The following is a 23,579-nucleotide window of genomic DNA, read 5'->3' on the forward strand; positions in this document are numbered from 1 at the left end:
GCTTTCCGCCGCTGCCTGCTGCCAATGCAGCAGTGTTTTGACGTCGATATTTCATCAATATATTGATATTTATTGGTTTTTTAAAATCTGCAATGTGGCATGCATCCTGCTTTTCTTTTTATAACCAAGCAAAGTTTTTCTATCGATAAATACTGAAAATAGTTATATAGGAAAGGCATAAATGACTGAGTCAGTGAAAGAGCGCATCAACGTTTTCTGGTTTCTGCCGACCCACGGCGACGGCCGCTATCTGGGCACGGCGCAGGGCGGGCGCCCGGTGGACCTGCCTTATTTGCAGCAGGTGGCGCTGGCTGCCGACAACCTCGGCTATTACGGCGTGCTGATCCCAACCGGTAAAAGCTGCGAGGATTCCTGGCTGGTGGCGGCGGCGCTGGCGCCGATCACCCGCCGGTTGCGCTACCTGGTGGCGGTGCGCCCCGGCCTGCAGCCGCCGAGCCTGGCGGCGCGCATGGCGGCGACGCTGGATCGGCTGTCGGACGGACGCCTGCTGATCAACGTGGTGACCGGCGGCGATCCGGTGGAAAACAAAGGGGATGGCATCTTCCTCAGCCATGCCGAACGTTACGAAGTGACACAGGAATTTCTCACGGTGTATCAACGGCTGCTGCAAGGGGAGAAGGTGGATTTCAGCGGTAAGCATATTCGCGTCGAAGGCGCCGAATTGCTGTTCCCGCCGGTGCAGGAAAACGGCCCGCCGCTCTATTTCGGCGGCTCATCGCCGGAAGCGATCGACATCGCCGCTGGGCAGATCGACACCTACCTGACCTGGGGCGAACCGCTGGCTCAGGTGGCGGAAAAGCTGGCGGCGGTGCGCCAGCGCGCCGAGCGGCAGGGGCGTAAACTCAGCTATGGCATTCGCCTACACGTTATCGTGCGCGAAACTGAAGACGAAGCCTGGGCGGCGGCCGAGCGACTGATCGCGCATCTGGATGACGACACCATCGCGGCGGCGCAGCAGATCTTTGCGCGCATGGACTCCACCGGCCAGCGCCGCATGAGCGAGCTGCACGGCGGCTCGCGCGAGAGTCTGCGCATCGGCCCCAACCTGTGGGCCGGCGTCGGCCTGGTGCGCGGTGGCGCCGGCACCGCATTGGTGGGCAATCCGCAGCAGGTGGCGGCGCGCATACGCGAGTATCAGGCGCTGGGCATCGACAATTTCATCCTTTCCGGCTATCCGCATCTGGAAGAGGCTCACCGCTTCGCCGAGCTGGTGATGCCGCTGCTGCCGCTGGCGCAGTCGGCTCATCAGACGGCTCGCACGATCAATACCGGCCCGTTTGGCGAAACCATCGGTGGCGATCGTCGTCCCGGCCCGGCGCAGCGGGAGGGCTGATGGCGAAGCGTGCCCATATTATCGTTATCGGCGGCGGTTTCACCGGCGCGGCGCTGGCGATCCAGCTGGCGCACGGAGCGGTGGATGTCACGGTGATCGAACCGCGCGCCGCGCCGGGCTATGGCGTGGCGTATTCGACCACCGAGCCGACCCACCGCATCAACGTCCCGGCCGATAGGATGCAGCTGGCGGATGAGCCCGCGGGGGATTTTGACCGCTGGTTCCGTCAGGGCGGCGGGCTGACGGCCGATCCGCAGGCGTTATGGCGCGACGGTAAGGCCTATCCGCAGCGCGGTGCCTTCGGCCGTTATGTCGAGGAGCGTTTTCATCAGGCGGCGCAGTCCGGCCAGGCCCGCTTGCGGCACCTGCGCGATCGGGCGCAGTACCTGCAGCCGCAGGCGCAGGGCGCGTCCGTCATCACCGCCGGCGGCGAACGGCTGTGGGGCGATTATGTGGTGTTGGCGACCAGCCATCCGCCGCCCGCGCTGCCGCGGCAGATCGCCCCGGAACTGGCGCGCGACGCGCGGTTAATCGCCAATCCCTGGGCGGAGGGGGCGCTGGATGAGATTGAACCCGATGAATCATTGGCGATCGTCGGCAGCGGGCTGACGATGGCCGATGCGGTGGCGGCGTTGCACCGCCGCGGGCATCGTGGGCCGATTACCGCGTTCTCTCGTCATGGTTTGTTGCCGCGTGCCAATGCCGAAGAGGAGTACCCGACGTGGTCGTTTACCCCGCCATCCGGACTGCGTGACGGGGTGCGGCAGGTGCGCCTTGAAGTGGCGCGCGCCGCTGGGCAACGGGTGCCGTGGCAGGCGGTGTTGGACGAGGTGCGCGCCCAGGGCCAGCGTCTGTGGCAAGCATTGACGCCGACCGAACAGCAGCGCTTTCTGCGGCATCTGCGCGCCTATTGGGACGTGCACCGCTATCGCATTGCACCGCAGGTGAGCACGTTGCTGGCGGAGCAACAGGCGGCGGGCACGCTGCAGGTATTGGCCGCTCGTTTGCGGCGGGCAGAACCCACGCCGCAGGGCGTGCGTTTGACGATTCTGCCGCGCCAGGGCGCAGAGCGGGCGCTGCAGGCGCAGCGGCTGCTGATCGCTACGGGTCCGGCCCATGCTGGCCTGATCGCCGCCAGCCCGTTGCTCAGCTCGCTGGCGGAGCAGGGGGCGCTGCGCGCCGATCCGCTGGGATTGGGGCTGTGGGTCAATGCCGACAGCCAGGCGATCGGCGGCGACGGCCTTGCCAACCCGCGCCTGCTGGTGGCCGGCCCGGCGGCGCGTGGCCGCTTCGGCGAACTGATGGGGCTGCCGCAGGTGGCGGAACACGCCCAAAGCGTCGCGCAATATCTGCTGGCGCGATGTCCGGCTGCAAACTGATCGTCCATTCCCGTTTTTAACACCCTAAGACCCCCCATCCGGCCCGGCTCCGCCCGTGGCCGGCAGATAATTGTGGAGCTCGCTATGTCATCGCAACGTGAAATTCGTCTTAACGCTTTTGATATGAACTGCGTCGGCCATCAGTCGCCGGGGCTGTGGGCGCACCCGCGCGACCGTTCCTGGCAGTATAAGGATCTCGAATATTGGACCGATCTGGCGCGCCTGCTGGAACGCGGCAAGTTCGATGGATTGTTTATCGCCGACGTGCTGGGGATTTACGACGTGCTTAACGGCAGCGGCGACGCGGCGATCCGCCAGGCGACGCAGGTGCCGGTTAACGATCCGCTGGCGCTGGTGACGCCGATGGCGCTGGTTACCGAACATCTCGGCTTCGGGTTGACCGCCTCGCTGTCATTTGAGCACCCTTATCCTTTCGCCCGCAGATTGTCGACGCTTGATCACCTGACCAAGGGGCGTATCGGTTGGAATATCGTCACTTCTTACCTGGAGAGCGGCGCGCGCAATATTGGCCACCGGGCGCAGACCGATCACGATGCGCGCTACGACTACGCCGATGAATACCTGCAGGTGGTTTACAAGCTGCTGGAGGGCAGTTGGGAAGACGGCGCGATTTTGCGCGATCGTCAGCGGCGCATCTTCAGCGATCCGGCGAAAATTCATCCGATCAACCACAAAGGCGAGTTCTTCCAGGTGCCGGGCATTCACCTGAGCGAGCCTTCGCCGCAGCGCACGCCAGTGTTGTATCAGGCCGGCGCTTCCAGCCGTGGCAAGCAATTTGCCGCGGAGCACGCCGAATGCGTGTTTGTCGCCTCTCCTTCGAAAACCTTGCTGAAAAAAACCGTGGCCGATATCCGCCGCCGCGCTGCCGAGGCCGGGCGCGACCCGCGCAGCATCCTGATCTTCAACCTGCAGACGGTGATCGTCGGTGAAACTGACCGGCAGGCGCAGGAAAAATGGCGGGAATACAAATCCTATACCAGCTACGAAGGCGCGCTGGCGCTGGTGTCCGGCTGGACCGGCATCGATTTCGGTCAGTATCAGCCGGATCAGGTGCTGAAGCATCTGCACACCAATGCTATTCAGTCGGCGGTGGAAACTTTCTCCAGCGCCGATCCCAGCCGTGAATGGACCGTACAGGGCATCGCCGAATGGGTCGGCATCGGCGGTTTCGGCCCGCTGTTGGTGGGCGGCCCGCAAACCGTGGCCGACGAACTGCAGGCGTGGGTGGAGGAAACGGATGTTGACGGTTTCAATTTGGCCTACGCCGTTACCCATGAAACCTTCACCGACGTGGTAGAACTGCTTATCCCCGAGCTGCAAAAACGCGGAGTGTATAAGCGCGACTACACAGCGGGCACTCTGCGAGAAAAATTGTTCAATCAGGGGCCGCGCCTGGCAGAGCCGCACCCGGCGGTGGGCTACCGCTGGCCGGCCGGCGCGCTCTTGGCCGATGCACTGAGCGTCAAGTGAGGATGCGATGATAGAGATTGAAGGATTGCACAAGGCTTACCGCGCGCCGGACGGGCGACGGATTGAGGTGCTGAAGGGCGTTTCGCTGCAGGTGCCGGCCGGATCGATTACCGCCGTGGTCGGCCCCAGCGGGGCGGGCAAATCGACGCTGGCGAAATGCATCAGCCTGCTGGAGCGGCCGAGCAGCGGCAGTATCCGGGTGAACGGCCAGGACTTGTCGCGGCTTGCGGGCGAGGCGCTGCGCAGGGAGCGGCGGGCGATAGGCACGGTGTTCCAGTCTTCCGCGCTGCTGCAGCGTAAAACCGCCTGGCAGAATGTGGCGCTGCCGTTGACCTTTCTGGGCGTGGTGCCGCGCGATATCGACAAGCGGGTAAAGAGCCTGCTGGCAGCGGTAGGGTTGGCGGACAAGGCGGCGTTTTACCCGGCTCAACTGTCCGGCGGCCAGCGCCAAAGGGTCGGCATCGCCCGCGCGCTGGCGCTGAATCCGTCGGTGCTGCTGGCGGATGAGGCCACCTCCGGGCTGGATCCGGACGCCACCGGGGCCATTCTCAGCCTGCTTAAACAGCTGCGCGATCGGTATGGCCTGTCGATCATCCTGATCACCCACGAGATGGATGCGGTGCGCGACGCCGCCGACGCGGTGGCCGAGATCCGCGACGGCGTGATTGTGCAGCAAGGGCCGGTGCGCGAGCTGTTGGCGGCGCCCGATTCCTCGCTGGGCCGCCAGCTGTTCCCGCTGAAGACGCTGGCGTCCGACGCCGCGTTGCGGTTGCAGGTGACCTATTCCGCCCGTCAGCCGGCGGCCACCGACTGGATCAGTCGCATCAGCCGCCAACTCGACCTGCAGATCGATCTGCTGGGCGGCCACGTTGAAGTGGTGGGCGGCAGCCTGGCCGGGCGGTTAGAGATTGCGGTGCGTTTTGGCGGCGGTTCGCGTTCGGTCGCTGAACTGCAGGGCGAGCTGCGGCGGTTGGGCATTCTCGCCGAGGTGCTGGAACAGCCGGCGGCCTTGCAGGAGGCGGTATGAAAAATCTGTCTGACAGCGTGATGAGCCAGGACACACCCTGGCGCGAGATCCATCGGTTGATGCTGCCGGCCTACGGCGAAACCTGGCTGATGGTCGGCATCGTGATGCTGTTTGTGGTGGCGATCGGCGGCGCCGTCGGCGTGGTGTTGTTCAACACCTCATCGCGCGGCTTGTTTCCGCGCCCGGCGCTGAATCGCGCGCTGAGCTGGTTGGTGAACATGGGCCGTTCGCTGCCGTTTCTGGTGCTGATGGCGGCGATTATTCCGTTCACCTTCTGGTTGACCGGCACCACCATCGGCATTCCGGCGGCGGTGATCCCGATGATCGTCGCCGGCATTCCGTTCTTTGGCCGGCTGGTGGAGAACGCGCTGCGCGAACTGCCGCCGGAGGTGACGGCGGTGGGGCTGGTGTCCGGCGGTTCGATCTGGCAGATAGTCACCCGCGCGCAGCTCAGCGAGGCGCTGCCGGCGATCGTCGCCGCCATCACACTGAACGTCATCTCGATGATCGAGTATTCGGCCATCGCCGGCACCATTGGCGCGGGCGGCATCGGCTATCTGGCGGTGGTGTACGGCTACCAGCGTTTCGACAATCACATCATGATCGCCACCATTGTGGTGCTGATCGCCACGATTCAACTGATTCAGTTTATTGGTGACCGCCTGGTCGCCGCGTTGCGTCATCATCAGGAAACCTTTTAATCATGCCTAATCACGATTTTGAGATAGTGAAGAAGAAACGCTGGCCGTGGCCGGTGGGTATCGCGGCGGTGGCAATTATCGCCGCCGCGGTTTGGCACTTCAGCGCCGGCCAGCAGCAGACGGTGCAGTTCGGCAGCACGTTGAAAGTGCACTTTGAGCCGGCGATGGCCGGAGAGCAGCGGGTGATCGAGTACGTCGGCGACCATATCGCGCCGGATTACGGCCTTAGGCTGGAGGCGGTTGGCCTGCAGGATCCGGTGCAGGCCGATCGTGCGGTGGCGCAGGGGCAGTACGCCGCCACGATCTACCAGCACCAATGGTGGCTAAAACAGGTGGTAGATGCCAATGGTTTTAAGCTGACCCCGACGTTGCCGGTGTTTCAGTGGGCGTTTGGCATTTATTCCGACCGCTATAGGTCGATCGCGGAGTTGCCGGACGGCGCGGAGATCGTGGTGCCCAACGACGGCGCCAATCAGGGGCAGGCGTTGTGGCTGCTGCAGCGCATTGGACTGATCGGGCTGGATCCGGCGATTGAGGCGCGCACCGCCAGGCTGAAAGACATTCGCGAGAACAAACGCCATTTTAACTTCAAGGAGCTGGATTTGCTGACCATGCCGCGCGCGCTGAATTCGGTAGATGCGGCCATTGGCTATGTGTCGCAGTTCGACGCCGGCAAGGTGCCGCGTGAGAAGGGCATCTTGTTCCCACCGGCGCCGAAAACCTTCGCCTCGCAGCTGGTGATTGGCACGCCCTATCTGCAGGACGAAAATATTCGCAAGCTGCAGCGGGCGTTTGCCGATCCCAGGTTGCAGGCGTGGCTGAAAAGCACCGACGACCCGCTGGTGAAAGGCGTGCTGGTGCCGGTCTCGGCAGAATAATCCCCGCCCGAAATGACCGTGATAAAGACCGGATTAACGCGCGTTAATCCGGCGTTTTTGTTACGCTGTAACTGTGTTTAATTTATTGATATTAATGATATTTATAGAAGAAATTGTTGTTTGTCGGCGTAATTTTTTCACCCTATAAACGAGGTGTCACCTGCCAATTACAACGAGGAAGCTATGAGTACCTTAAATATCGATACCGCGCCGCCGTTATCTGCGCCCATCGGCTCGGCCAGCGATGTGGCGCGTTTGATTAACCAGCGCAGCGAGAAAAATACCCATGCGCGCATGATCGTGCTGTTGGCGCTGGGCGGTGTTTTTCTCGATGCCTATGACCTGACCACGCTGTCTTACGGCATCGATGACGTGGTGCGTGAATTCAGCCTCAGCCCGCTGCTGACCGGGGTGGTAACTTCTTCGATCATGGTCGGGACCATTCTCGGCAACCTGGTCGGCGGCTGGTTGACCGACAAGTACGGCCGCTATCAGGTGTTTATGGCCGATATGCTGTTTTTTGTGGTTTCCGCCATCGCCGCCGGGCTGGCGCCCAACGTCTGGGTGCTGATAGGCGCGCGCTTTTTGATGGGGATCGGCGTCGGCATCGATTTGCCGGTGGCGATGGCCTATCTGGCCGAATTCTCCAAATTCACCGGCAAGGCCAACAAGGCGTCGCGCCTGGCGGCCTGGTGCCCGATGTGGTACGCCGCTTCGTCGGTGTGTTTTCTGATCATCTTTGCGCTCTATTTTCTATTGCCGGCCGAATATGCGAACTGGTTGTGGCGCGCCTCGTTGATTTTCGGCGCCGTGCCGGCGTTGCTGATCATCATGGTGCGCAGCAAGTTTATGAACGAGTCGCCGCTGTGGGCCGCTAACCAGGGCGATCTGAAAGAGGCGGCGCGCATCCTGCGCGAGTCATACGGCATTGCCGCCCATGAGGCGGAACCTGACGCCGCCCAACCGGCGGCGCCGCCGAAGGTCAGCTTCCGCGTGCTGTTCCGCAAGCCGTACCGCGAGCGCACGCTGGTCGCCAGCGTGATGAACGTTTGCATTTCCTTTGAATACACCGCCATCGCCTTCTTTCTGCCGTCGATTCTGGCGCAGTTTCTCGGCGCCGGGGTGTTTGAAACTATCTCCGCTTCGCTCGGGCTGAACGTGCTGTTCGCCTTTACCGGTGGCCTGCTCGGCATGCGTCTGGCATGGAAGTATCCGTCGCGCCAGGTGGCGATCGCCGGATTTGCGCTGCAGTTTATCGCGCTGATTGCCCTGGCGTTGATCGGACATCCGCAGGCGGCGTTCGGCGTTGGGCTGGCGATCCTGATGTTGGGCCTATGGCTGTTCGCCGAAGGATTCGGCCCCGGCGCGCAGATGATGATTTATCCGGCGCTCTCTTACCCGACGGCGATCCGCGCCACCGGCGTCGGTTTCGGCCGTTCGCTGTCCGGTATCGGCAGCGCGCTGGCGCTGTTTATTCTGCCGATTTTGCAGGCGCGCTTCGGCACCGACATGTTTTGGATTGTTTCACTGGCGGCGGCGATCCCCATCGTCTTCCTGCTGATCATTCGCTTTGAACCGACGGCGCACGATATCGACGATCTGGCCGATCGCGCTTAACCACAGAGGACACTGACATGACGCAACACCTGTTATCCACCGGAGCAGACTACGCACAGCTGGCCGCGCGTTTTCGGCCGATCTTCGCCGAAATCGCCGCCGGGGCGGTGGAGCGAGAGCTGTCGCGCACGCTGCCGCATGAACCGATCCGTTGGCTGAAAGAGGCGGGGTTCGGCAAGGTGCGCCTCCCGCGTGAAAAGGGCGGCGACGGCGCTTCGTTGCCGCAGCTGTTCGAACTGCTGGCCGAACTGGCGGAGGCGGACTCTAACCTGCCGCAGGCGCTGCGGGCGCATTTCGCCTTCGTGGAAGATCGGCTGAACGCGCCGGACGGCCCGGAACGCGATCGCTGGTTCGAACGCTTTCTCGACGGCGAGCTGGTCGGCAGCGGTTGGACCGAGATCGGCGGCGTGAAGCTGGGGCAGGTCAATACCCGGGTAACGCCGCAGGCCGACGGCTGGTCGCTCAACGGCGAGAAATTTTACAGCACCGGCAGTCTGTTTGCCGATTGGATCGACGTGTATGCCGAGCGCAGCGACAGCGGCGGCCCGGTGATCGCTTTGGTGAACGTCGCCCAGCCGGGCGTAGAGCGCGACGACGACTGGGACGGATTTGGCCAACGCACTACCGGCAGCGGCACCACGCGTTTTATTGATGCGCGGGTCGAGCAGGCGCACGTCTATGACTTTGCCGAGCGCTTCCGCTACCAAACTGCGTTCTATCAGCATGTGTTGCTGGCGACGCTGGCGGGGATCGGCCGCGCGGTGCTGCGAGACGTCGGCGAGGGCGTGAGGCAACGTAAAAGGATCTATAGCCACGGCAACGCCGGTTGGGTGAAGGACGACGTGCAGATCCAGCAGGTGGTGGGGCAAATCAGCGCCTGGGCCTATGCGGTTGAGGCGACGGTGCTAAAAGCGACTTCCTCGCTGCAGCAGGCTTATGAGGCGCATCGTTCCGGCGATGAAGCGCTGCTGCAGGCGCTTAACGTGACGGCGGAACTGGACGCCGCCAGGGCGCAGGTCATCGCCGGGGAGTGGGTGCAGCGCGCCGCCGGTGAATTGTTCAATGCGCTCGGCGCTTCAGATACCCGTACCGGCAAGGCGTTGGATCGCCACTGGCGCAATGCGCGCACGCTCTCTTCACATAATCCGGTGATCTACAAGGCGCGCAATATCGGTGACTGGGAAATTAACCGCCATACGCCGACCTTTATCTGGCAAATCGGCAGTGGCGGTTGAGGCCGTGGCTATTCCGTCCAAACCTGCGTGCTACGCGGGCTGTCCATCTGATAATCCGAGTAGGGGCGGGTGAAGAACTCGCGCCCCAACTCGCGGGCGGCCTGCAGCGGGTTGCGCGGATCGCGGGCGATCTCACCGCGCTGGTTGCCGGCGCCGTGCACCAGCCCGACGAAGGCGGAATGGGTGTAACGGCTGAACTCCTGGATCTGATGCACGATGCCCAGCGCCGCGCCAGGATAAGTTTCTTCCGACGCCACCGCCAGCCCGATGCGTTTGCCGCTCATGCGTTGGTGCACCTGTTCCGCCTGAGGGTAGGCGTTGGAATAGAAGCTGAACGAGCGATCGAAAAAGGCCTTGGTTTGCGCCGACATGCCGTACCAGTAAATCGGCGTGCAAAATACCGCGCCGTCGGCCGGCAGGAAGTGCTCCAGGAACAGCTCGGCGTAGCGATCGCCCGGCGGCGGCGTATGGCGTTCATCGCTCAGAAAACCGCTCAGGTAATCATCGAGAAAATGCAGGCTGGCGACGGTGCCGGCTTCGGCGGCGCCCACCAGGATCGCCTGCGCCAGCGTGGCGCTGTTGCCGTCACGGCGCGGGCTGCCGACCAGCACAACCAGACGTTTGGATTGATGAGTTGTATTCATGTCATGTTCCTCGGTATGAAGTGAATTCAACCCTACTTTAGAAACAAGTGACGGCAGGCGACAAATGACGGCTTTTCTGTCAGGATGAATTCAACTCACCTAGAGGGATTTCGCCATGTTCGCCACGCTGCCCGTCAACGCATTACGCACCTTTGAATCCGCCGCTCGCCTGCGCAGCTTCAAGCTGGCGGCGGCCGAGCTGGCGGTGACGCCGACGGCGATCTCGCACCAGATCAAAGCGCTGGAGCAGCAGTTGGGGTTTGCGCTGTTCGAGCGAGTGCCGCGCGGCGTGCGGCTGACGGCGAAGGGAGAAACGCTGTTCGCCGGGGTGCACGGCGCGCTGCTGGACGTCGCCGCCACGCTCGAAGGCCTGCGGCCGCAGCCCAGCAGCGGCTCGCTGTGCGTCTCGGTGACGCACTCGTTCGCGGCGCTGTGGTTGGTGCCGCGCCTGGGGCGTTTCTACCAGGCGTACCCGCACTATCTGGTGCGCCTGGAGGCCTGCGCCGAGGTGATCGATCTGCAGCAGGACGCCAGCGTGGATGTGGCGGTGCGCTACAGCCGCGCACACTATCCCTCGCTGCATCAGACGGCGCGGCTGGAGGAGAGCTTTGGCGTTTACGCCGCGCCGGGGCTGGCTGCCGCCGAACCGGAAAATCCGGTGCTGATCACCGTGAAGTGGGGGGATTCTGCGCTGTACGACAGCGGTTGGCATGACTGGTGCCGGGCCGCCGGCGTGGACTGGTGGCAGCGCCATGCGGCGATGCGCAGCTATCACGAGGAACATTACGCCCTGCAGGCGGCGGTGGCCGGGCAGGGGTTGGTGCTCGCCAGCTCGGTGATGGTGTCCGAGATGGTGGACAACGGTCTGCTGGTGGCGTACCGGCCGGAGGTGCGCGTTCCGGGTGCCGCGTACAGCGTGTTGTGCGCGCCGGGACGCGAGCGGCACCCGCCGGTCAGGGCGTTTCTCGCCTGGCTGCAGCAGGAACTGCCGCAAGGCAATGGCACGAAATAAAAGTTTTACCGTCCTAAGCTGTGGGAATATCAGCGAACTTTTGTTTTTACTTCACTGCGAGAACCTATCATGAGCCAGCCAAGAACCTCCGATTACCCGATTGACGCGCAATTTATCGAGCGCTGGTCGCCGCGCGCGATGACCAACGACGCCATCGACGATCAAACGCTGCTGAGCTTCTTTGAAGCGGCGCGCTGGTCGCCTTCGGCCTACAACATTCAGCCGTGGCGCTTTGCCTACAGCAAGCACGGCTCCGACAGCTGGGAGAACTACCTGGAGTTCCTGATCGACTTCAACCGCGGCTGGGCGCAGCACGCCTCGGCGCTGGTGGTGATCGTCTCCAAAACCACCAGCCTGAACGGCGAGCGGCTGGTGAACAACCCGACCCACGCGTTCGACACCGGCGCCGCCTGGGCCAACCTGGCGCATCAGGCGCACCTGAAAGGCTGGCTGACCCACTGCATGAGCGGCATTCACCACGACAAGATCAAAGCGGCGTTGCAGCTGCCGGACGACTATGCGGTGCACGCCATGGTGGCGATCGGCAAACCGGGCGACAAAGCCCGCCTGCCGGATTTCCTGCAGGAAAAAGAGGCGCCGTCGGGCCGCCTGCCGCTGGGCAATACCGTCAGCGAAGGGCTGAATTTCACGCTGTGATTGCCCGGGTTCTCGCCGAGGCCCGCTTTGCGGGCCTTTTTTATGCGGCGAGTAAAACTTTGGGAGTATGTTCGCGTTCGCTTATTCGCTGTATATTTTGTTATATAGCGATTGCGTAATGAGGAGGAACCCGTGGGAGATCATTTTGGCAAAGGGTTGTTGGCGGGGTTAAAGGCGGAGAACCTGAAGCCGGAGGCGGAGCTGTCGCGCTTTTGCTCCGACTACAAGCGCGGCTTCGTGCTCGGCTATGCGCACCATTTAGCGCAGCGCTGCGGCGACGAGAACCGGGCGGCGTTCGAAGCCGGTCAGCTGAGCCGTGCCTATGGCCTTGGCAGTGAGCCGATGAGCGAGTTCTTTTCCGGCGGCGACAGCCGGCTGGCGGAGAAGTTTTTCCGCGCCGGCTATAACCGACCGGCGCAGGGGTAGCGCAGACGGCCGTCAGGCGGCGCTCAGCACCGCCACCATATACACGCACGGTTGGTCGCTCTGGTTTTCAAAACGGCAGTCCGCCGGTGGGCCGAGCTCCAGACAGTCGCCTTCGGCCATTTCATGGCGCGCCTCACCCTCAAGAAAGACCAGCTCGCCGGATAAAACCCAGATCAGCTGACGTTTGAACGCGTACACCGAAGCCGGCATCGGGATCGCCGCGCCGGCCGGCAGTTCGATGCGCACCAGATCGAGCGGCAGATCGGTGCGCGGCGACACGTGGCGCCGCACGTAGCCGCTCTCCGGATCGACCCAGACCGGTTGATCTTCCCGGCGCAGCAGCCGGCCTTCCTGCGTTTCCGCCCGGGCGATCAGCTTGGACATGCTGAGGCCGAACGCCCCCGCCAGCCTGCCCAACAGCATCGCCGTCGGGCTGCTCTCGCCGCGCTCGATCTTATGAACCATCGCCCGTGAGACGCCCGCCCGTTCGGCCAGATCGGACAGCGACCAGTGGCGCGCCTCGCGCTCAATGCGAATGCGTGCGCCGATCAGCTGATTTAGATTGTCTAATTTAATATTCATATCGTAGTATTATAGTGGACAATTGGCCGGGGTAAACCATGATTATACGAAATGCGACGCTCAACGATAGCGCGGCGATTGCCGCTATCTATAACGACGCGGTGTTGAACAGCACCGCCATCTGGAATGAACAAACCGTGGATGCGGCCAACCGCGCGGCGTGGATCGGCGAGCGGCAGGCGGCAGGTTACCCGGTGCTGGTGGCGGTGAACGGCGCGGACGAGGCGATCGGCTACGCGTCGTTCGGCGATTGGCGAGCCTGGGACGGCTATCGCCATACCGTAGAGCACTCGGTGTATGTCCATCAGGCGCATCGCGGTGCCGGGATTGGCAAGGCGCTGTTGATCGCCTTGATTGCACGGGCGCGGGAGATCGGCAAGCATGTGATGGTGGCCGGCATCGAATCCGGCAATCAGGCGTCGATTAAGCTGCATCTGGCGCTGGGGTTCCGCGACGTGGGGCGCATGGAGCAGGTGGGCGCCAAATTCGGCCAATGGCTGGATCTGACGTTCCTGCAGCTGACGCTCGACGAGCGGGTAGCGCCGCCGACGCGCTGACCCCGGGAGGCAGGGCGATGAATATGCTGTTACTGCTGATCGCGGCGGGGATGGGGCTGGTGGTGCAGAATCTGTTGATGGTGCGTATTACCGAAAGCGTTTCGACCATCCTTATCACGCTGGTGATCAACTCCAGCGTCGGTTTGTTGCTGCTGGTGGGGTTGCTGCTGGCCAAAAACGGCCTCGGCGCGGTGGCGGAAGTGACCGGCGCCGCCAGGTGGTGGATGCTGTTACCGGGGCTGCTGGGATCGCTGTTCGTGTTCGCCGGCATCCTGGGCTACCAAAAACTGGGCGCGGCGGCCACCATCTCGATCCTGGTCGCCAGCCAGCTGTGCATGGGGCTGCTGGTGGACGTCTACCGCGCCGGCCCGGCGGCGCTGCGCGAGAATCTGCCGGCGCTGTTCGGCGCCCTGCTGCTGGTGGCGGGCGCTTATCTGGTGGCGAAACGCAGCTTTTGACGGCGGCTGACATGCAAAAAGCCCGCTCAGGTTTCCCTGAGCGGGCTTCTCTAAATATGGCTCCTCTGACTGGACTCGAACCAGTGACATACGGATTAACAGTCCGCCGTTCTACCGACTGAACTACAGAGGAATCGTTGGAACGGGGCGAATAATAGCGGGGCGGTTGCGGCTTGTAAAGCGCGAAAACGTCCGAGGCGCCCGTTTGCTGCAAGATTGCCCAACCTGCTGCTTTTTCTCGCTTTTATCGCTTATCCCGCGCGCAGCACCGCCGGGTTGCCCGTTGTTTGGCGCATTTGCCTGCCGATGGTGCAACGCCTGCCCTACGTTGTGGCGCGCGCCGTCCGGCGAACGGCCGTTTGCCGCCGTGTATCCCGCCTCCGTGGCCGTTTACCGACTCTGGCCCGGATCTTGCTGCGCTTGAATAACCGGATTTCGGCATTCTCAATTTAGCGGCTCGCTGGAGGCACTATGAATTTCAGACGTCTGAAGTACTTCGTGAAAATCGTCGATATTGGCAGCCTGACCCAGGCGGCGGAAGTGTTGCACATCGCCCAGCCGGCGCTCAGCCAGCAGCTGGCGACGCTGGAAGGGGAACTGAAGCAACAGCTGCTGATCCGCACCAAGCGCGGCGTGCAGCCGACCGAGGCCGGCAACATTTTGTATGCCCATGCGCAGACCATTCTGCGCCAGTGCGAGCAGGCGCAGAGCGCGGTTAACAGCGCCGGACAGGCGATGAGCGGCCAGGTGTCGCTCGGGCTGGCGTCAGGCAGCACCGCGGCGCAGCTGGCGCTGCCGCTGCTGCAGAGCCTGCGCGATCAGCAGCCGGGTATCCTGCTTAGCCTGCATGAGAACAGCGGCGCGGCGCTGGCCGGGCAGGTGGCCAATCAGACGCTGGACATGGCGATGGTCTACGGCGCCAAGATGCCCGCCGGGCTGCACGCCATCGCATTGATGCGCGAAGATCTCTATCTGGTGGCGACGCGCGCGGTGCCGCATCCCGGCAACAGCGTCGAGCTGCTGGACGTGGCGCGGCTGAACCTGTTCCTGCCGCGCGAGGGCGATGCGGTGCGCAACCAGCTGGAGGAGGCGATGGCGCTGCGCAAGCTGGCTGCCAACGTGGTGGGGGAGATCGAATCCTCGGGTGCGTTGAGCGCCGCGATCGCCAGCGGGCTGGGGGCGACCGTGCTGCCGGAATCGGTGGCGCGCGCGATGATCGGCCCGGCCAAGGCCTGGATGGCGCGCATCAATGCGCCGACGATGTCGGTGCCGCTGGCGTTGTGCATGTCGGGTCAACAGGCGCTGTCCGCCCCGGCGCTGCTGGTCAAAGACCTGCTGCTGTCGATCGCCGGCGGCCGCAGCCAGGAAAAACGCGCACTGGCACTGGTGCGTTGAGGAAAAAACGGCCCGCCGCAGCGGGCCTGAGCACCGTTACCGGAACGGCGGTTCGTTGAAGGTGCGCAGCTTGCGCGAGTGCAGACGATCGCCCTCGGCGCGCAGCAGATCGATGGCGCAGATGCCAATCTGCAGGTGCTCGGAGATCGCCCCTTCGTAGAAGCGGTTGGCCTGGCCCGGCAGTTTTATTTCACCGTGCAGCGGTTTGTCGGAGACGCACAGCAGCGTGCCGTACGGCACCCGGAAGCGGTAACCCTGGGCGGCGATGGTGGCGCTCTCCATGTCGACCGCCACCGCGCGGCTGAGGTTGAAGCGCCGCGCCGAAGCGGAGTAGCGCAGCTCCCAGTTGCGATCGTCGGTGGTGACCACGGTGCCGGTGCGCAAACGCTGTTTGACCTCTTCACCGGGCATGCCGCTGACCATCTTGGTGGCGTCGTACAGGGCGCGCTGCACCTCGGCGATGCTGGGGATCGGGATATCCGGCGGCAGCACCGCATCCAGCACGTGATCGTCGCGCAGATAGGCGTGGGCCAGCACGTAATCGCCGATCTTCTGGCTTTCGCGCAGGCCGCCGCAGTGGCCGATCATCAGCCAGGCACTCGGGCGCAGCACCGCCAGGTGATCGCAGATGGTTTTGGCGTTGGACGGCCCGACGCCGATGTTGATCAGCGTGATGCCCTGACCGGTGCGTGAAATCAGGTGATAGGCCGGCATCTGGTGGTTTTTCCACGCCAGATCGGACACCGCCTGCTCGGGCGCACTGGTTTCCGGCGTGATGTAGGTACCGCCGGCGCTGGAGAGCGCGATGTACGGGCTAGCCGGATCGGCGATCTGCGCGCAGGCCCAGCGCACGAACTCATCCACATAGCGGGTGTAGTTGGTGAACAGCACGAACGGCTGGAAATGCTCCACCGGGGTGCCGGTGTAGTGCCGCAGACGCGCCAGCGAGAAATCCGCGCGCAGCGCATCGAAATGCGACAGCGGGAAATGGTTGTCGGTGGTGTGATACAGGCCGTCGGCGGTCTCGTCACCGATCTGCGCCAGCTCGGTGGTGGGGAAATGCTGCGCGATGCCGGCGCTCATTGAGCGATCGAGCGCCAGGCTGGAACCGTCGATCACGTAAGGGAACGGGATCTCCTGCTGCGACGGCGCCACTTCAATATGGGCGGCGTAATCGTGTTCCAGCATCGCCAGCTGTTCGGCCAGATAGTGGCGGAACAGCTGCGGCCGGGTCACGGTGGTGCTGTAGCTGCCGGGATGGGTAAAGCGGCCGAAGGCGCGGGTTTTGTTTGGGCCGGATTGCTGCCCGTCCCAGCTGACGCGCAGCTCGGGATACACGAACAGCCCCGCGGCGCGCGCCTGCGCATCCGGCAGGGTGCCGTGGCTGATAAAATCGCTGACCGCCTGACGCAGCGCGTCTACCGCGGCGTCATACAGGGCTTCCAGTTGATCGAGTGCCTGATCGGCGCTGAGGCCGCTGCGAGGTGGGGCATAGCTCATACTTTCTCCTTCGATGTCCCGGCTCTGGGGCGGGATTGGCGGCATTTCACCGTCACAGGTTAGCCGAAGCAGGGCGTAAAAGCTTGGTCGAAATGACGGGCACGGCAAAGAAATTACCGCGCCCGTGAAGGCGGGGGGATCAGGAGGCGGGCGCGGCCGCTTCGACCTTCAGCGACACCAGCCCGATGCCCAGCTTCTTCGGCGTGAAGCCGCCGCTGGCGCTCTCTTTCGGCTCGGTGGGGGCCGGCGGGGTAATGCTGATCTTCTGCGCGCCGCGCGGGTTGTCGAAGCGCAGGGTGACGGTGCTGTCCTGCTCGCCGAGCGACACGAAGCGCTCTACGTCGCCGACGCGCACCGAAATCGGTTCGCCGACGTTGTTGCCGTAGGCGCGGGCGCGCAGCACCAGATCAAAGGTCTTCGGCAGCGGGTCGACATAATCGATGTCGACCGCCGGCGCCAGGTTGGCGTCGGACCAGCGGCCCCACTCCTCGACGGCGGAAACGCCGGTAATGGCTTTCACCTGTTCCGGCAGGCCGGGCAGCATGAACTCGATGGCGTCCGCCCGGTATTTCACCGCCGCATCGTCCACCTGCAGGCGAGCGACGGCGTTTTGGTACTCGGCGACGCTGTCCGCCGCCGGGCCGGTGAAGTTCACCTTGCCGTTGAAGCGTTCGCCGCTGGCCTGCGCGATCTGCGGCGGCGAGGCCAAGGTGCCGGAGGCCACGCAGATGTCGGTGCTCAGCGCCAGCTGCGGCGCCCAGACCCGGCCGATCTCGTAGCATTTATCGACCCAGACGAATTTCTCCCCCGCGCCCAGCCCGGCCAGCTGTTTGCGCAGCGGGGTGGAGAGGTAGACGTTGAACATCGGTTCGATGCGGTTGTCGCCCACCCGCAGGATGAACGGCACCTTGTAAGTGACGCCGGAGAAGCTGAAGCTGCGCTGGCGCGTGTCCACGCTGTAGTCGCTGATGCGGTTCGGCAGGCCCCACTGGTTGATCACCGCCGGTTTCCAGCCGTTAATTTTCTCTTCGATATTCAGGAACACCGTAGACAGCGACGGCGCCGACAGGCTGCTGCGGCCGAGGCCGATGTAGTTGTCGCCGCCCATCACGTCCAGCACCGTGGCGCCGTTGTCCAGCGTGCTGCGCTTCTCGTTGCGCTGCTCCGCCTGCGGCCGGGTGCCGTCGATGATGAAGAACAGGTTGCGGCGCTTCTGTTTGATCAGGATGTCGTAGGCGGTGTTGTTCATCGCCAGATGATCGGAGGACACCACGATCACGGTGTTGCTGAAATAGGGCGAGCGTTTGATTTTGTCGATCAGCGCGGCGATGTGTTGCTGGCTGCAGGCCACCGCGCTCAGCGAGCGGTTTTCCTTGTTCTGCCAGGCGTAACTCTTCTTGCTGCAGCCGGCGGAGATAAAGCCGTCCGGGTGATGGGTATCGACGGTCAGGGTAAACAGCGAGAACGGCTGGCGCTGTTTGGACAGCTCGACGAACTTGCCGTACACCACGTCCAGCACGCTGTCGTCGTACCAGCCCCAGTCGTTTTTGTAGCTCGGATCGGCGACCTGTTCGCGCAGCTCTTTGAAGCCGTATACATGGTCGAAGCCGTGGGATTTCAGGAAGGTGTCTTTACCGGCGAACGCCAGCTCGGCGCCCTGATAGAAAGAGTTGCTGTAGCCGGCGGCCTTCAGCACGTCGCCCAGGCAGACGTTCTCCGGGTAGAAGGTGGAGACCGCGCTGGAGGCGTTGCCGTCGAAGGGCGCGAACAGCGGAATGCCGCACTGTGAGGCGACCATGCCGGCGATGGTGTAACCGGTGCCCGGCAGCTGTTGGGTGTTGCTGAAATCGATGCTGTCCGCGCGCAGGGCGTTCAGCTCGTCGGCCAGGCCGGGAAACAGCTCGGTATCGAAGTAGGTGCGCTCCAGGCTCTCGGCATAGATGTACACCAGGTTCGGCCGCTTGCCCTGCACGGTCTTTTTCGGCGCCTTGTAGTAGGTGGTGAAATCGGCGGTATCGCCGACGATCTGGCTCTTGACCAGCAGCGAGATGTCCTGAAATGCCGGGGTGGTGCCGACCGAAAACAGCGCCAGCAGCACGGCGACGAGGCTGTAGGCCACGCTGCTGCCTTTGGCTTTGCGGCGCAGCAGGCTGCGGGCCAGCACCGCGAAGATAAGCCCCAACGCCGCCAGCAGGCCGATGAACGGCAGCACGTATTTGCTGATGCCCGCGCCTTTGAGGCTGCTGGTGACGGTGTAAATCACCGCGTCGGTGATGCCGTCGCCGGTAAAGTAGTTGCTGGCGATCAGAATAACGTTCAGCACCAGATAGCTGCCGAGCAGCGTCAGCAAAATGGCGAACCACCAGCGGTTGGCGGCGGCCCGGGTGCGATAAATCAAAATCGACGCCAAGAAGAGAACAAACGAAACGACTGCTAAAACCATCCGCCAAACCCTGTCTGATTGAAAAAACGTTGCTGCCCTGGTCTGCGCCGCCGACCGTGCCGCGGCGCGAAAAGTGAAGGGTATAGCCTATTGCCGGCGGCGGAACAACGCGCGATCTCCCGCTACGGCCGACGAACGGCGGCTATTGTACATTTTTATGACAATAGTGTGACGTTAATCACGCCGACGGCGGCCTCGGCGGCGAAAGCTTGCTGGTCGGAGGTTTCGCTCTACGCTTAATGAGCGCCACGACGGTGCGCCCATCAGCCCTTCACAGGAGGAAGTATGCAGACGATTCCCGCCGCGGTACTCGACGATCTGGCCCCGCAAGGCGTGTTGCGCGCGGCGATCAACTACGGCAATCCGGTGCTGGCGCAGGCCGGGGCCGGCGGTAAACCGCAAGGCGCTTCGGTGGAGCTGGCCGCCGCGCTGGCCCAGGAGCTGGGCGTGGCGCTCGAACTGGTCACCTATGACGCGGCGGGCAAGGTGTTTGCCGACCTGGACAGCGGCGCCTGGAACCTGGCGTTTATGGCTATCGAGCCGGTGCGTGCGGCGCAAATCGCCTTCAGCGAACCCTACGTGATCATCGAGGGGACTTACCTGGTGGCGAACGACGCGCCTTACTTTGAGGTGGCGCAGCTCGACAGGCCGGAGGTGCGCATCGCGGTCGGCCAGGGGGCGGCGTACGATCTGTTTTTATCGCGCACGCTGCAGCAGGCGCAGCTGGTGCGGGCGGCAACGTCCGCCGAGGCGATCGCGCTGTTTTTCGACCGGGGGCTGGAGGCGGCGGCCGGCGTGCGTCAACCGCTGCTGGCCGCCGCGGCCGCCCATCCCGGCTACCGGGTGCTGGACGGGCATTTCACCGCCATCCACCAGGCGATGGCGGTGCCGCGGCAAAAAACGCAGGGCGCCGCCTACGTGAACGCGTTTATCGAACGCTGCAAGGCCAACGGGTTGGTGAAGGCGGCCTTGCAGCGCAGCGGCCAGGGCGAGGTGACGGTGGCGCCGCCGGCCGCCTCGGCGTGATCAGTCGAGCTCCACCGCGTACTGTTCCACCGGGGTGATTTTCTTGATCAGCTTGTTGTCGAACAGGAACTGTTCGTAAGCCTGGTAGCGCGCGCGATCCAACTTGGCCGGATCGCGGGCGAACAGCGGCAGGCTGGCTTGCCACGCCTGTTTGTTCAGCTCGGTATTCAGCTCTGGGTGCGCCTTGGCGAATGCCAGCCAGGTGTCCTGCGGGTGGGCGTGCAGGTAGTCACTGCCTTGCTTCAGCGCGGCGAGAAATTTGCGGATTTTCGGCTCGTTCACCGCATCGCGGTTGGCGACGATGATCAGCTCGTCATAGGCCGGCACGCCGTAGTCTTCGACGTTGAACACCACCGGTTCTTTACCCTGTAGCTTCAGCTCCAGCGCTTCGATGTTGCGGTAGCCGCCGATCACCGCATCGACCTGGCCCGCCAGCAGGGCGCTGGTCAGCTGGAAGTTGACGTTGATAAGCTTGATGTCCTGCGGCTTGAGGTGCTCGTGTTCGACCATGGTGGCCAGCGTCGCCTGTTCGATGCCGCTGACCGAGTAACCCACCGTTTTTCCCTTGAGATCCGCCGGCGACGTGATGTTTTTGTCCAGCGCGATCACCGTATTCAGCGGCGTGTTGATCAGGGTGCCGACGCGCATCAGCGGCAGGCCCTGACCGGCGAAGAAGTGCAGCTGCGGCTGATAGGTAATGGCGAGGTCGGCCTGTTTGGCGGCCACCAGCCGCGGCGGCAGCGCCGGATCGGACGGCGGCACGATCTTGACGTCCAGCCCTGCGGCCTTGAAGGCGCCGATCTGCTCGGCCACCATAATCGGCGCGTGATCGGGGTTGATGTACCAGTCGAGCACCAGCGTCAGCTTTTCGGCCGCACCGGCCTGGCCGGTGATGGCGGCGCCCAGCAGCAGCCCGCAAACGGTTTGTTTGATCATGGTCGTTCCTTTATCCCTGGTTATGGTTGCAATCATCAGTCGTTTTCCGGCGCCCAGGCGATCAGGCGCCGCAGCAGCGCATCCACCGCGGCCCACAGCAGCACGGTCATCAGCACCAAAATAAACAGCGCGGCGAAGCAGACGTCGGTCTGCATGCGCGCGTTGGCGTTCAGCATCACATAGCCCAGCCCTTCGGCCGAGCCGACCCATTCGCCGATAATGGCGCCGATCGGCGCGACGGCGGCGGCCATGCGCAGGCCGGAGCCGAAGGCCGGCAGCGCCGCCATCAGCCGCACGTGCCGCAGCTGCGCCCAACGCGAAGCGCGCATCGTGCGCGCCAGATCGAGATAGTCGTTGTTGACCCGGCGCAGCCCGTCGAAAAAGGCCGACACTACCGGGAAGAAAATCACCAGCACCGCCATCGCCACCTTGGCGCTCATGCCGAAGCCGAACCACAGCACCAGCAGTGGCGCCAGGGCGAACACCGGTATCGCCTGGCTGGTGAGCACCAGTGGCATCAGCCAGCGCTGCAGCCGCGGCGAGAAGATCATGCACAGCGCCAGCGCCGCGCCGAGCAGCACGCCCAGCACCAGCCCGCTGACGATCTCCGAAGCCGTGACCAGCGTGTGCCAGGCGAGATAGCCGCGCCCGTCCCACAGCGCCTGCGCCACCGCGCCCGGCGTGGGCAGCAGAAAGGCCGGAATGCCGCTTTGCGCCGCCAGCCACCACAGCAGCAGCAGGCCGGCAAACACCGTCAGCCCACGCCGCAGGCGGGTGAGGCCATGCTCTTCGGCAATCTTCATTGCGCGGCCCTCACCAGCTGTTGCAGCAGCTCGGCCTGGCTTTTCAGCAGGTCGGCGTCATCCGGCGCGCGCGGCGGTTGCCCGCTGATACGGTGGGTATCGTCGAGGCCCAGCGGCCAGGGCGACAGTACCAGCAGCCGGTGGCTCAGGCGGCAGGCCTCCATCGGATCGTGGGTGATCAGCAGTACGGTATTTTGCGCCAGCAGCTCGGCGGCCAGGCTTTGGATCTCGGCGCGGGTAATGGCGTCCAATGCGGAGAAGGGTTCGTCCATCAGCACGATCGGCTGGCGTTCGTAGAGCGTGCGGGCGATGGCGGCGCGCTGGCGCATGCCGCCGGACAGCGCGGCGGGCAGGCTGCGGCCATGCGCAGCCAGGCCTACGCGTTCGAGCAGATGCGCCACCCACGCCCGATCCGCCACTTCGCCGCGCAGCCGCGAGCCGAGGGCGACGTTCTCTTCGACGGTCAGCCACGGGTAGAGCAGGTCTTTTTGCCCCATGTAGGCGATGCGCCCGGCGATCGGCAAACCGTCGCTGCCGGTCACCGTACCCGAACTGGCCTGCGCCAGGCCGGCGATGATCTTCAGCAGGCTGGTTTTGCCGGCGCCGCTGGCGCCGAGCAGGGCGACGAAGCTGCCGCCGGCGATGTCGAAGCTCAGCCGGTCGAAGACGATTTGCTGACCGAAACGCAGGCTGAGATCCCGCACCTGGATGCCGGGTGGGAGAAGCGGGGAGGTCATGAGGCGTTCAGCCCCATCTGCCAAAATGCCGATTCCAGCTGGGTGGCGGTGGTGAAAATCTGCGCCAGCTCGGTGAGGCGGCCTTGTGCGCCGCGCTGGTGGCCGACGGTTTCCAGCAGTTCGATGGCGGCACGCACGCCGGCCAGATAGCCCTCGTCGCCGTAGTTGCGGATCCAGGAGGCGTAAGGATTGCCCTCCATCTGAGTGGCGGGATCGTGCAGCAGCCGCAGGCCGATTTCGGCATAGCCGGCCACGCAGGGCAGCAGGCCGGTCAGCAGATCGAGGGCGTCGCCGGCATGGCCGATATCCAGCACGTAGCGGGTGTAGTTCATGGTTTCCGCCGCTTCCGGCTGGGCGGCGATCTGCGCTTCGCTCAGCCCCCATTCGGCGCAGTAGGCCACGTGCAACGGCAGTTCGGCGACGATGCCGTTGAGCGAGGCGGTGGCGGCGCGCATCTCCGGCAGGGTGCGCAGCTTGCTGACCAGCAGCGCGTAGGCGCGGGCGAAGTGCAGCAGAAACAGATAGTCCTGGGTCAGGTAGCGGCGAAAAGCGCGTTCAGGCAAGGTGCCGGCGGCCAGCTGCTGCAGAAATGGATGATCGACGTAATCTTGCCAGTGGCTGCCGGCATGGTGGCGCAGCCGGCCGTAAAGACCGCTTTCGAACAGGGTAGTGATGGACATGGGACCTCCTTGAGTCAGTGGAGATCCGGGCACGCTGGGGT

23 protein-coding genes and 1 tRNA gene are annotated in these 23,579 nt (G+C 63.8%); 15 read left to right on the forward strand and 9 right to left on the reverse strand.

What is annotated here, in order from left to right; translation table 11 throughout:
• Positions 1-181 precede the first annotated feature (181 nt).
• From ssuD to WA302_RS11675, 8 genes are all read left to right on the forward strand, one after another.
• Positions 182-1,354: an FMNH2-dependent alkanesulfonate monooxygenase gene (gene ssuD, locus WA302_RS11640; protein ID WP_043143175.1), complete on the forward strand. Its 1,173-nt coding sequence runs from the start codon at positions 182-184 to the stop codon at positions 1,352-1,354.
• Positions 1,354-2,733: an FAD/NAD(P)-binding protein gene (locus tag WA302_RS11645; RefSeq protein ID WP_261456484.1), complete on the forward strand. Its 1,380-nt coding sequence runs from the start codon at positions 1,354-1,356 to the stop codon at positions 2,731-2,733. The genes ssuD and WA302_RS11645 overlap by 1 nt, the downstream gene beginning before the upstream one ends.
• A gap of 84 nt (positions 2,734-2,817) precedes the next feature.
• The gene (locus tag WA302_RS11650; RefSeq protein WP_025303423.1) at positions 2,818-4,224 is read left to right on the forward strand and encodes an LLM class flavin-dependent oxidoreductase; all 1,407 of its coding nucleotides are present in this window, start codon (positions 2,818-2,820) and stop codon (positions 4,222-4,224) included.
• 7 nt (positions 4,225-4,231) lie between these two features.
• Entirely contained in the window at positions 4,232-5,251 is a 1,020-nt protein-coding gene (locus WA302_RS11655; RefSeq protein WP_261456483.1) for a methionine ABC transporter ATP-binding protein, read from the forward strand.
• Complete coding sequence (locus tag WA302_RS11660; protein ID WP_016927110.1) at positions 5,248-5,952, forward strand: methionine ABC transporter permease; 705 nt, start codon at positions 5,248-5,250, stop codon at positions 5,950-5,952. Before WA302_RS11655 ends, WA302_RS11660 begins: the two co-directional genes overlap by 4 nt.
• Positions 5,953-5,954: 2 nt before the next feature.
• Positions 5,955-6,830 carry a MetQ/NlpA family ABC transporter substrate-binding protein gene (locus tag WA302_RS11665; protein ID WP_049203558.1) on the forward strand — a complete coding sequence of 292 codons (876 nt, stop codon included), beginning with the start codon at positions 5,955-5,957 and terminating at the stop codon, positions 6,828-6,830.
• Positions 6,831-7,013: 183 nt separating this feature from the next.
• Positions 7,014-8,447, forward strand: a complete 1,434-nt coding sequence (locus tag WA302_RS11670) for an MFS transporter (protein ID WP_043143179.1) — start codon at positions 7,014-7,016, stop codon at positions 8,445-8,447.
• A gap of 17 nt (positions 8,448-8,464) precedes the next feature.
• Positions 8,465-9,682, forward strand: coding sequence for an acyl-CoA dehydrogenase family protein (locus WA302_RS11675; RefSeq protein WP_197765287.1), 1,218 nt, complete (start codon positions 8,465-8,467; stop codon positions 9,680-9,682).
• An 8-nt stretch (positions 9,683-9,690) separates the two neighbouring features.
• Here the strand turns inward: WA302_RS11675 and WA302_RS11680 are convergent, their stop codons facing one another.
• Complete coding sequence (locus tag WA302_RS11680; protein ID WP_049203554.1) at positions 9,691-10,326, reverse strand: flavodoxin family protein; 636 nt, start codon at positions 10,324-10,326, stop codon at positions 9,691-9,693.
• A 115-nt stretch (positions 10,327-10,441) separates the two neighbouring features.
• On the opposite strand from WA302_RS11680, the gene WA302_RS11685 reads away from it, so the two are divergent.
• The 3 genes from WA302_RS11685 (at position 10,442) to WA302_RS11695 (ending at position 12,421) form a co-directional block, all read left to right on the forward strand.
• Positions 10,442-11,338 carry a LysR substrate-binding domain-containing protein gene (locus WA302_RS11685; protein ID WP_049203552.1) on the forward strand — a complete coding sequence of 299 codons (897 nt, stop codon included), beginning with the start codon at positions 10,442-10,444 and terminating at the stop codon, positions 11,336-11,338.
• A gap of 69 nt (positions 11,339-11,407) precedes the next feature.
• Positions 11,408-11,995: a nitroreductase family protein gene (locus tag WA302_RS11690; protein ID WP_261456482.1), complete on the forward strand. Its 588-nt coding sequence runs from the start codon at positions 11,408-11,410 to the stop codon at positions 11,993-11,995.
• A 132-nt stretch (positions 11,996-12,127) separates the two neighbouring features.
• On the forward strand, positions 12,128-12,421 hold the full coding sequence (locus WA302_RS11695; RefSeq protein WP_025303414.1) for a DUF2623 family protein: 294 nt from the start codon (positions 12,128-12,130) through the stop codon (positions 12,419-12,421).
• A 12-nt stretch (positions 12,422-12,433) separates the two neighbouring features.
• Here the strand turns inward: WA302_RS11695 and WA302_RS11700 are convergent, their stop codons facing one another.
• Entirely contained in the window at positions 12,434-13,003 is a 570-nt protein-coding gene (locus tag WA302_RS11700; protein ID WP_025303413.1) for a helix-turn-helix domain-containing protein, read from the reverse strand.
• Between the two features lie 38 nt (positions 13,004-13,041).
• On the opposite strand from WA302_RS11700, the gene WA302_RS11705 reads away from it, so the two are divergent.
• Both WA302_RS11705 and WA302_RS11710 read left to right on the forward strand, forming a co-directional pair.
• Positions 13,042-13,560: a GNAT family N-acetyltransferase gene (locus tag WA302_RS11705; protein ID WP_043143185.1), complete on the forward strand. Its 519-nt coding sequence runs from the start codon at positions 13,042-13,044 to the stop codon at positions 13,558-13,560.
• 17 nt (positions 13,561-13,577) lie between these two features.
• Entirely contained in the window at positions 13,578-14,018 is a 441-nt protein-coding gene (locus tag WA302_RS11710) for a DMT family transporter (RefSeq protein WP_043143187.1), read from the forward strand.
• Positions 14,019-14,075: 57 nt separating this feature from the next.
• Here the strand turns inward: WA302_RS11710 and WA302_RS11715 are convergent.
• Positions 14,076-14,151, reverse strand: a tRNA-Asn gene (locus WA302_RS11715).
• A 338-nt stretch (positions 14,152-14,489) separates the two neighbouring features.
• On the opposite strand from WA302_RS11715, the gene nac reads away from it, so the two are divergent.
• A complete protein-coding gene (gene nac / locus WA302_RS11720; protein WP_149570741.1) occupies positions 14,490-15,413 on the forward strand; it encodes a nitrogen assimilation transcriptional regulator NAC in 924 nt (307 codons plus the stop codon).
• 36 nt (positions 15,414-15,449) lie between these two features.
• Here nac and WA302_RS11725 read toward each other — a convergent pair whose 3' ends face one another.
• Together WA302_RS11725 and opgB are read right to left on the reverse strand one after the other, a co-directional pair.
• A complete protein-coding gene (locus WA302_RS11725) occupies positions 15,450-16,913 on the reverse strand; it encodes an AMP nucleosidase (protein WP_025303406.1) in 1,464 nt (487 codons plus the stop codon).
• Positions 16,914-17,052: 139 nt separating this feature from the next.
• Entirely contained in the window at positions 17,053-19,356 is a 2,304-nt protein-coding gene (opgB, locus tag WA302_RS11730) for a phosphatidylglycerol--membrane-oligosaccharide glycerophosphotransferase (protein WP_336063948.1), read from the reverse strand.
• Positions 19,357-19,641: 285 nt separating this feature from the next.
• Here opgB and WA302_RS11735 point away from each other — a divergent pair, with 285 nt between their 5' ends.
• Complete coding sequence (locus WA302_RS11735; protein WP_049209464.1) at positions 19,642-20,382, forward strand: transporter substrate-binding domain-containing protein; 741 nt, start codon at positions 19,642-19,644, stop codon at positions 20,380-20,382.
• Here WA302_RS11735 and WA302_RS11740 read toward each other — a convergent pair whose 3' ends face one another.
• From WA302_RS11740 to WA302_RS11755, 4 genes are read right to left on the reverse strand one after another with little or no spacing between them, the layout of a single operon-like run.
• A complete protein-coding gene (locus WA302_RS11740; protein ID WP_261456479.1) occupies positions 20,383-21,318 on the reverse strand; it encodes an ABC transporter substrate-binding protein in 936 nt (311 codons plus the stop codon).
• A gap of 35 nt (positions 21,319-21,353) precedes the next feature.
• Positions 21,354-22,121: an ABC transporter permease gene (locus tag WA302_RS11745; RefSeq protein WP_049209462.1), complete on the reverse strand. Its 768-nt coding sequence runs from the start codon at positions 22,119-22,121 to the stop codon at positions 21,354-21,356.
• Positions 22,118-22,858 (reverse strand): ABC transporter ATP-binding protein, encoded by a 741-nt coding sequence (locus WA302_RS11750; protein ID WP_025303401.1) that lies wholly within the window; start codon positions 22,856-22,858, stop codon positions 22,118-22,120. Before WA302_RS11750 ends, WA302_RS11745 begins: the two co-directional genes overlap by 4 nt.
• Positions 22,855-23,538: a TenA family protein gene (locus WA302_RS11755; protein ID WP_261456478.1), complete on the reverse strand. Its 684-nt coding sequence runs from the start codon at positions 23,536-23,538 to the stop codon at positions 22,855-22,857. The genes WA302_RS11750 and WA302_RS11755 overlap by 4 nt, the downstream gene beginning before the upstream one ends.
• Positions 23,539-23,579: the final 41 nt, after the last annotated feature.

It is taken from the genome of Serratia sp. 201 (genome assembly GCF_037027545.1).
GTDB lineage: Bacteria > Pseudomonadota > Gammaproteobacteria > Enterobacterales > Enterobacteriaceae > Serratia > Serratia bockelmannii.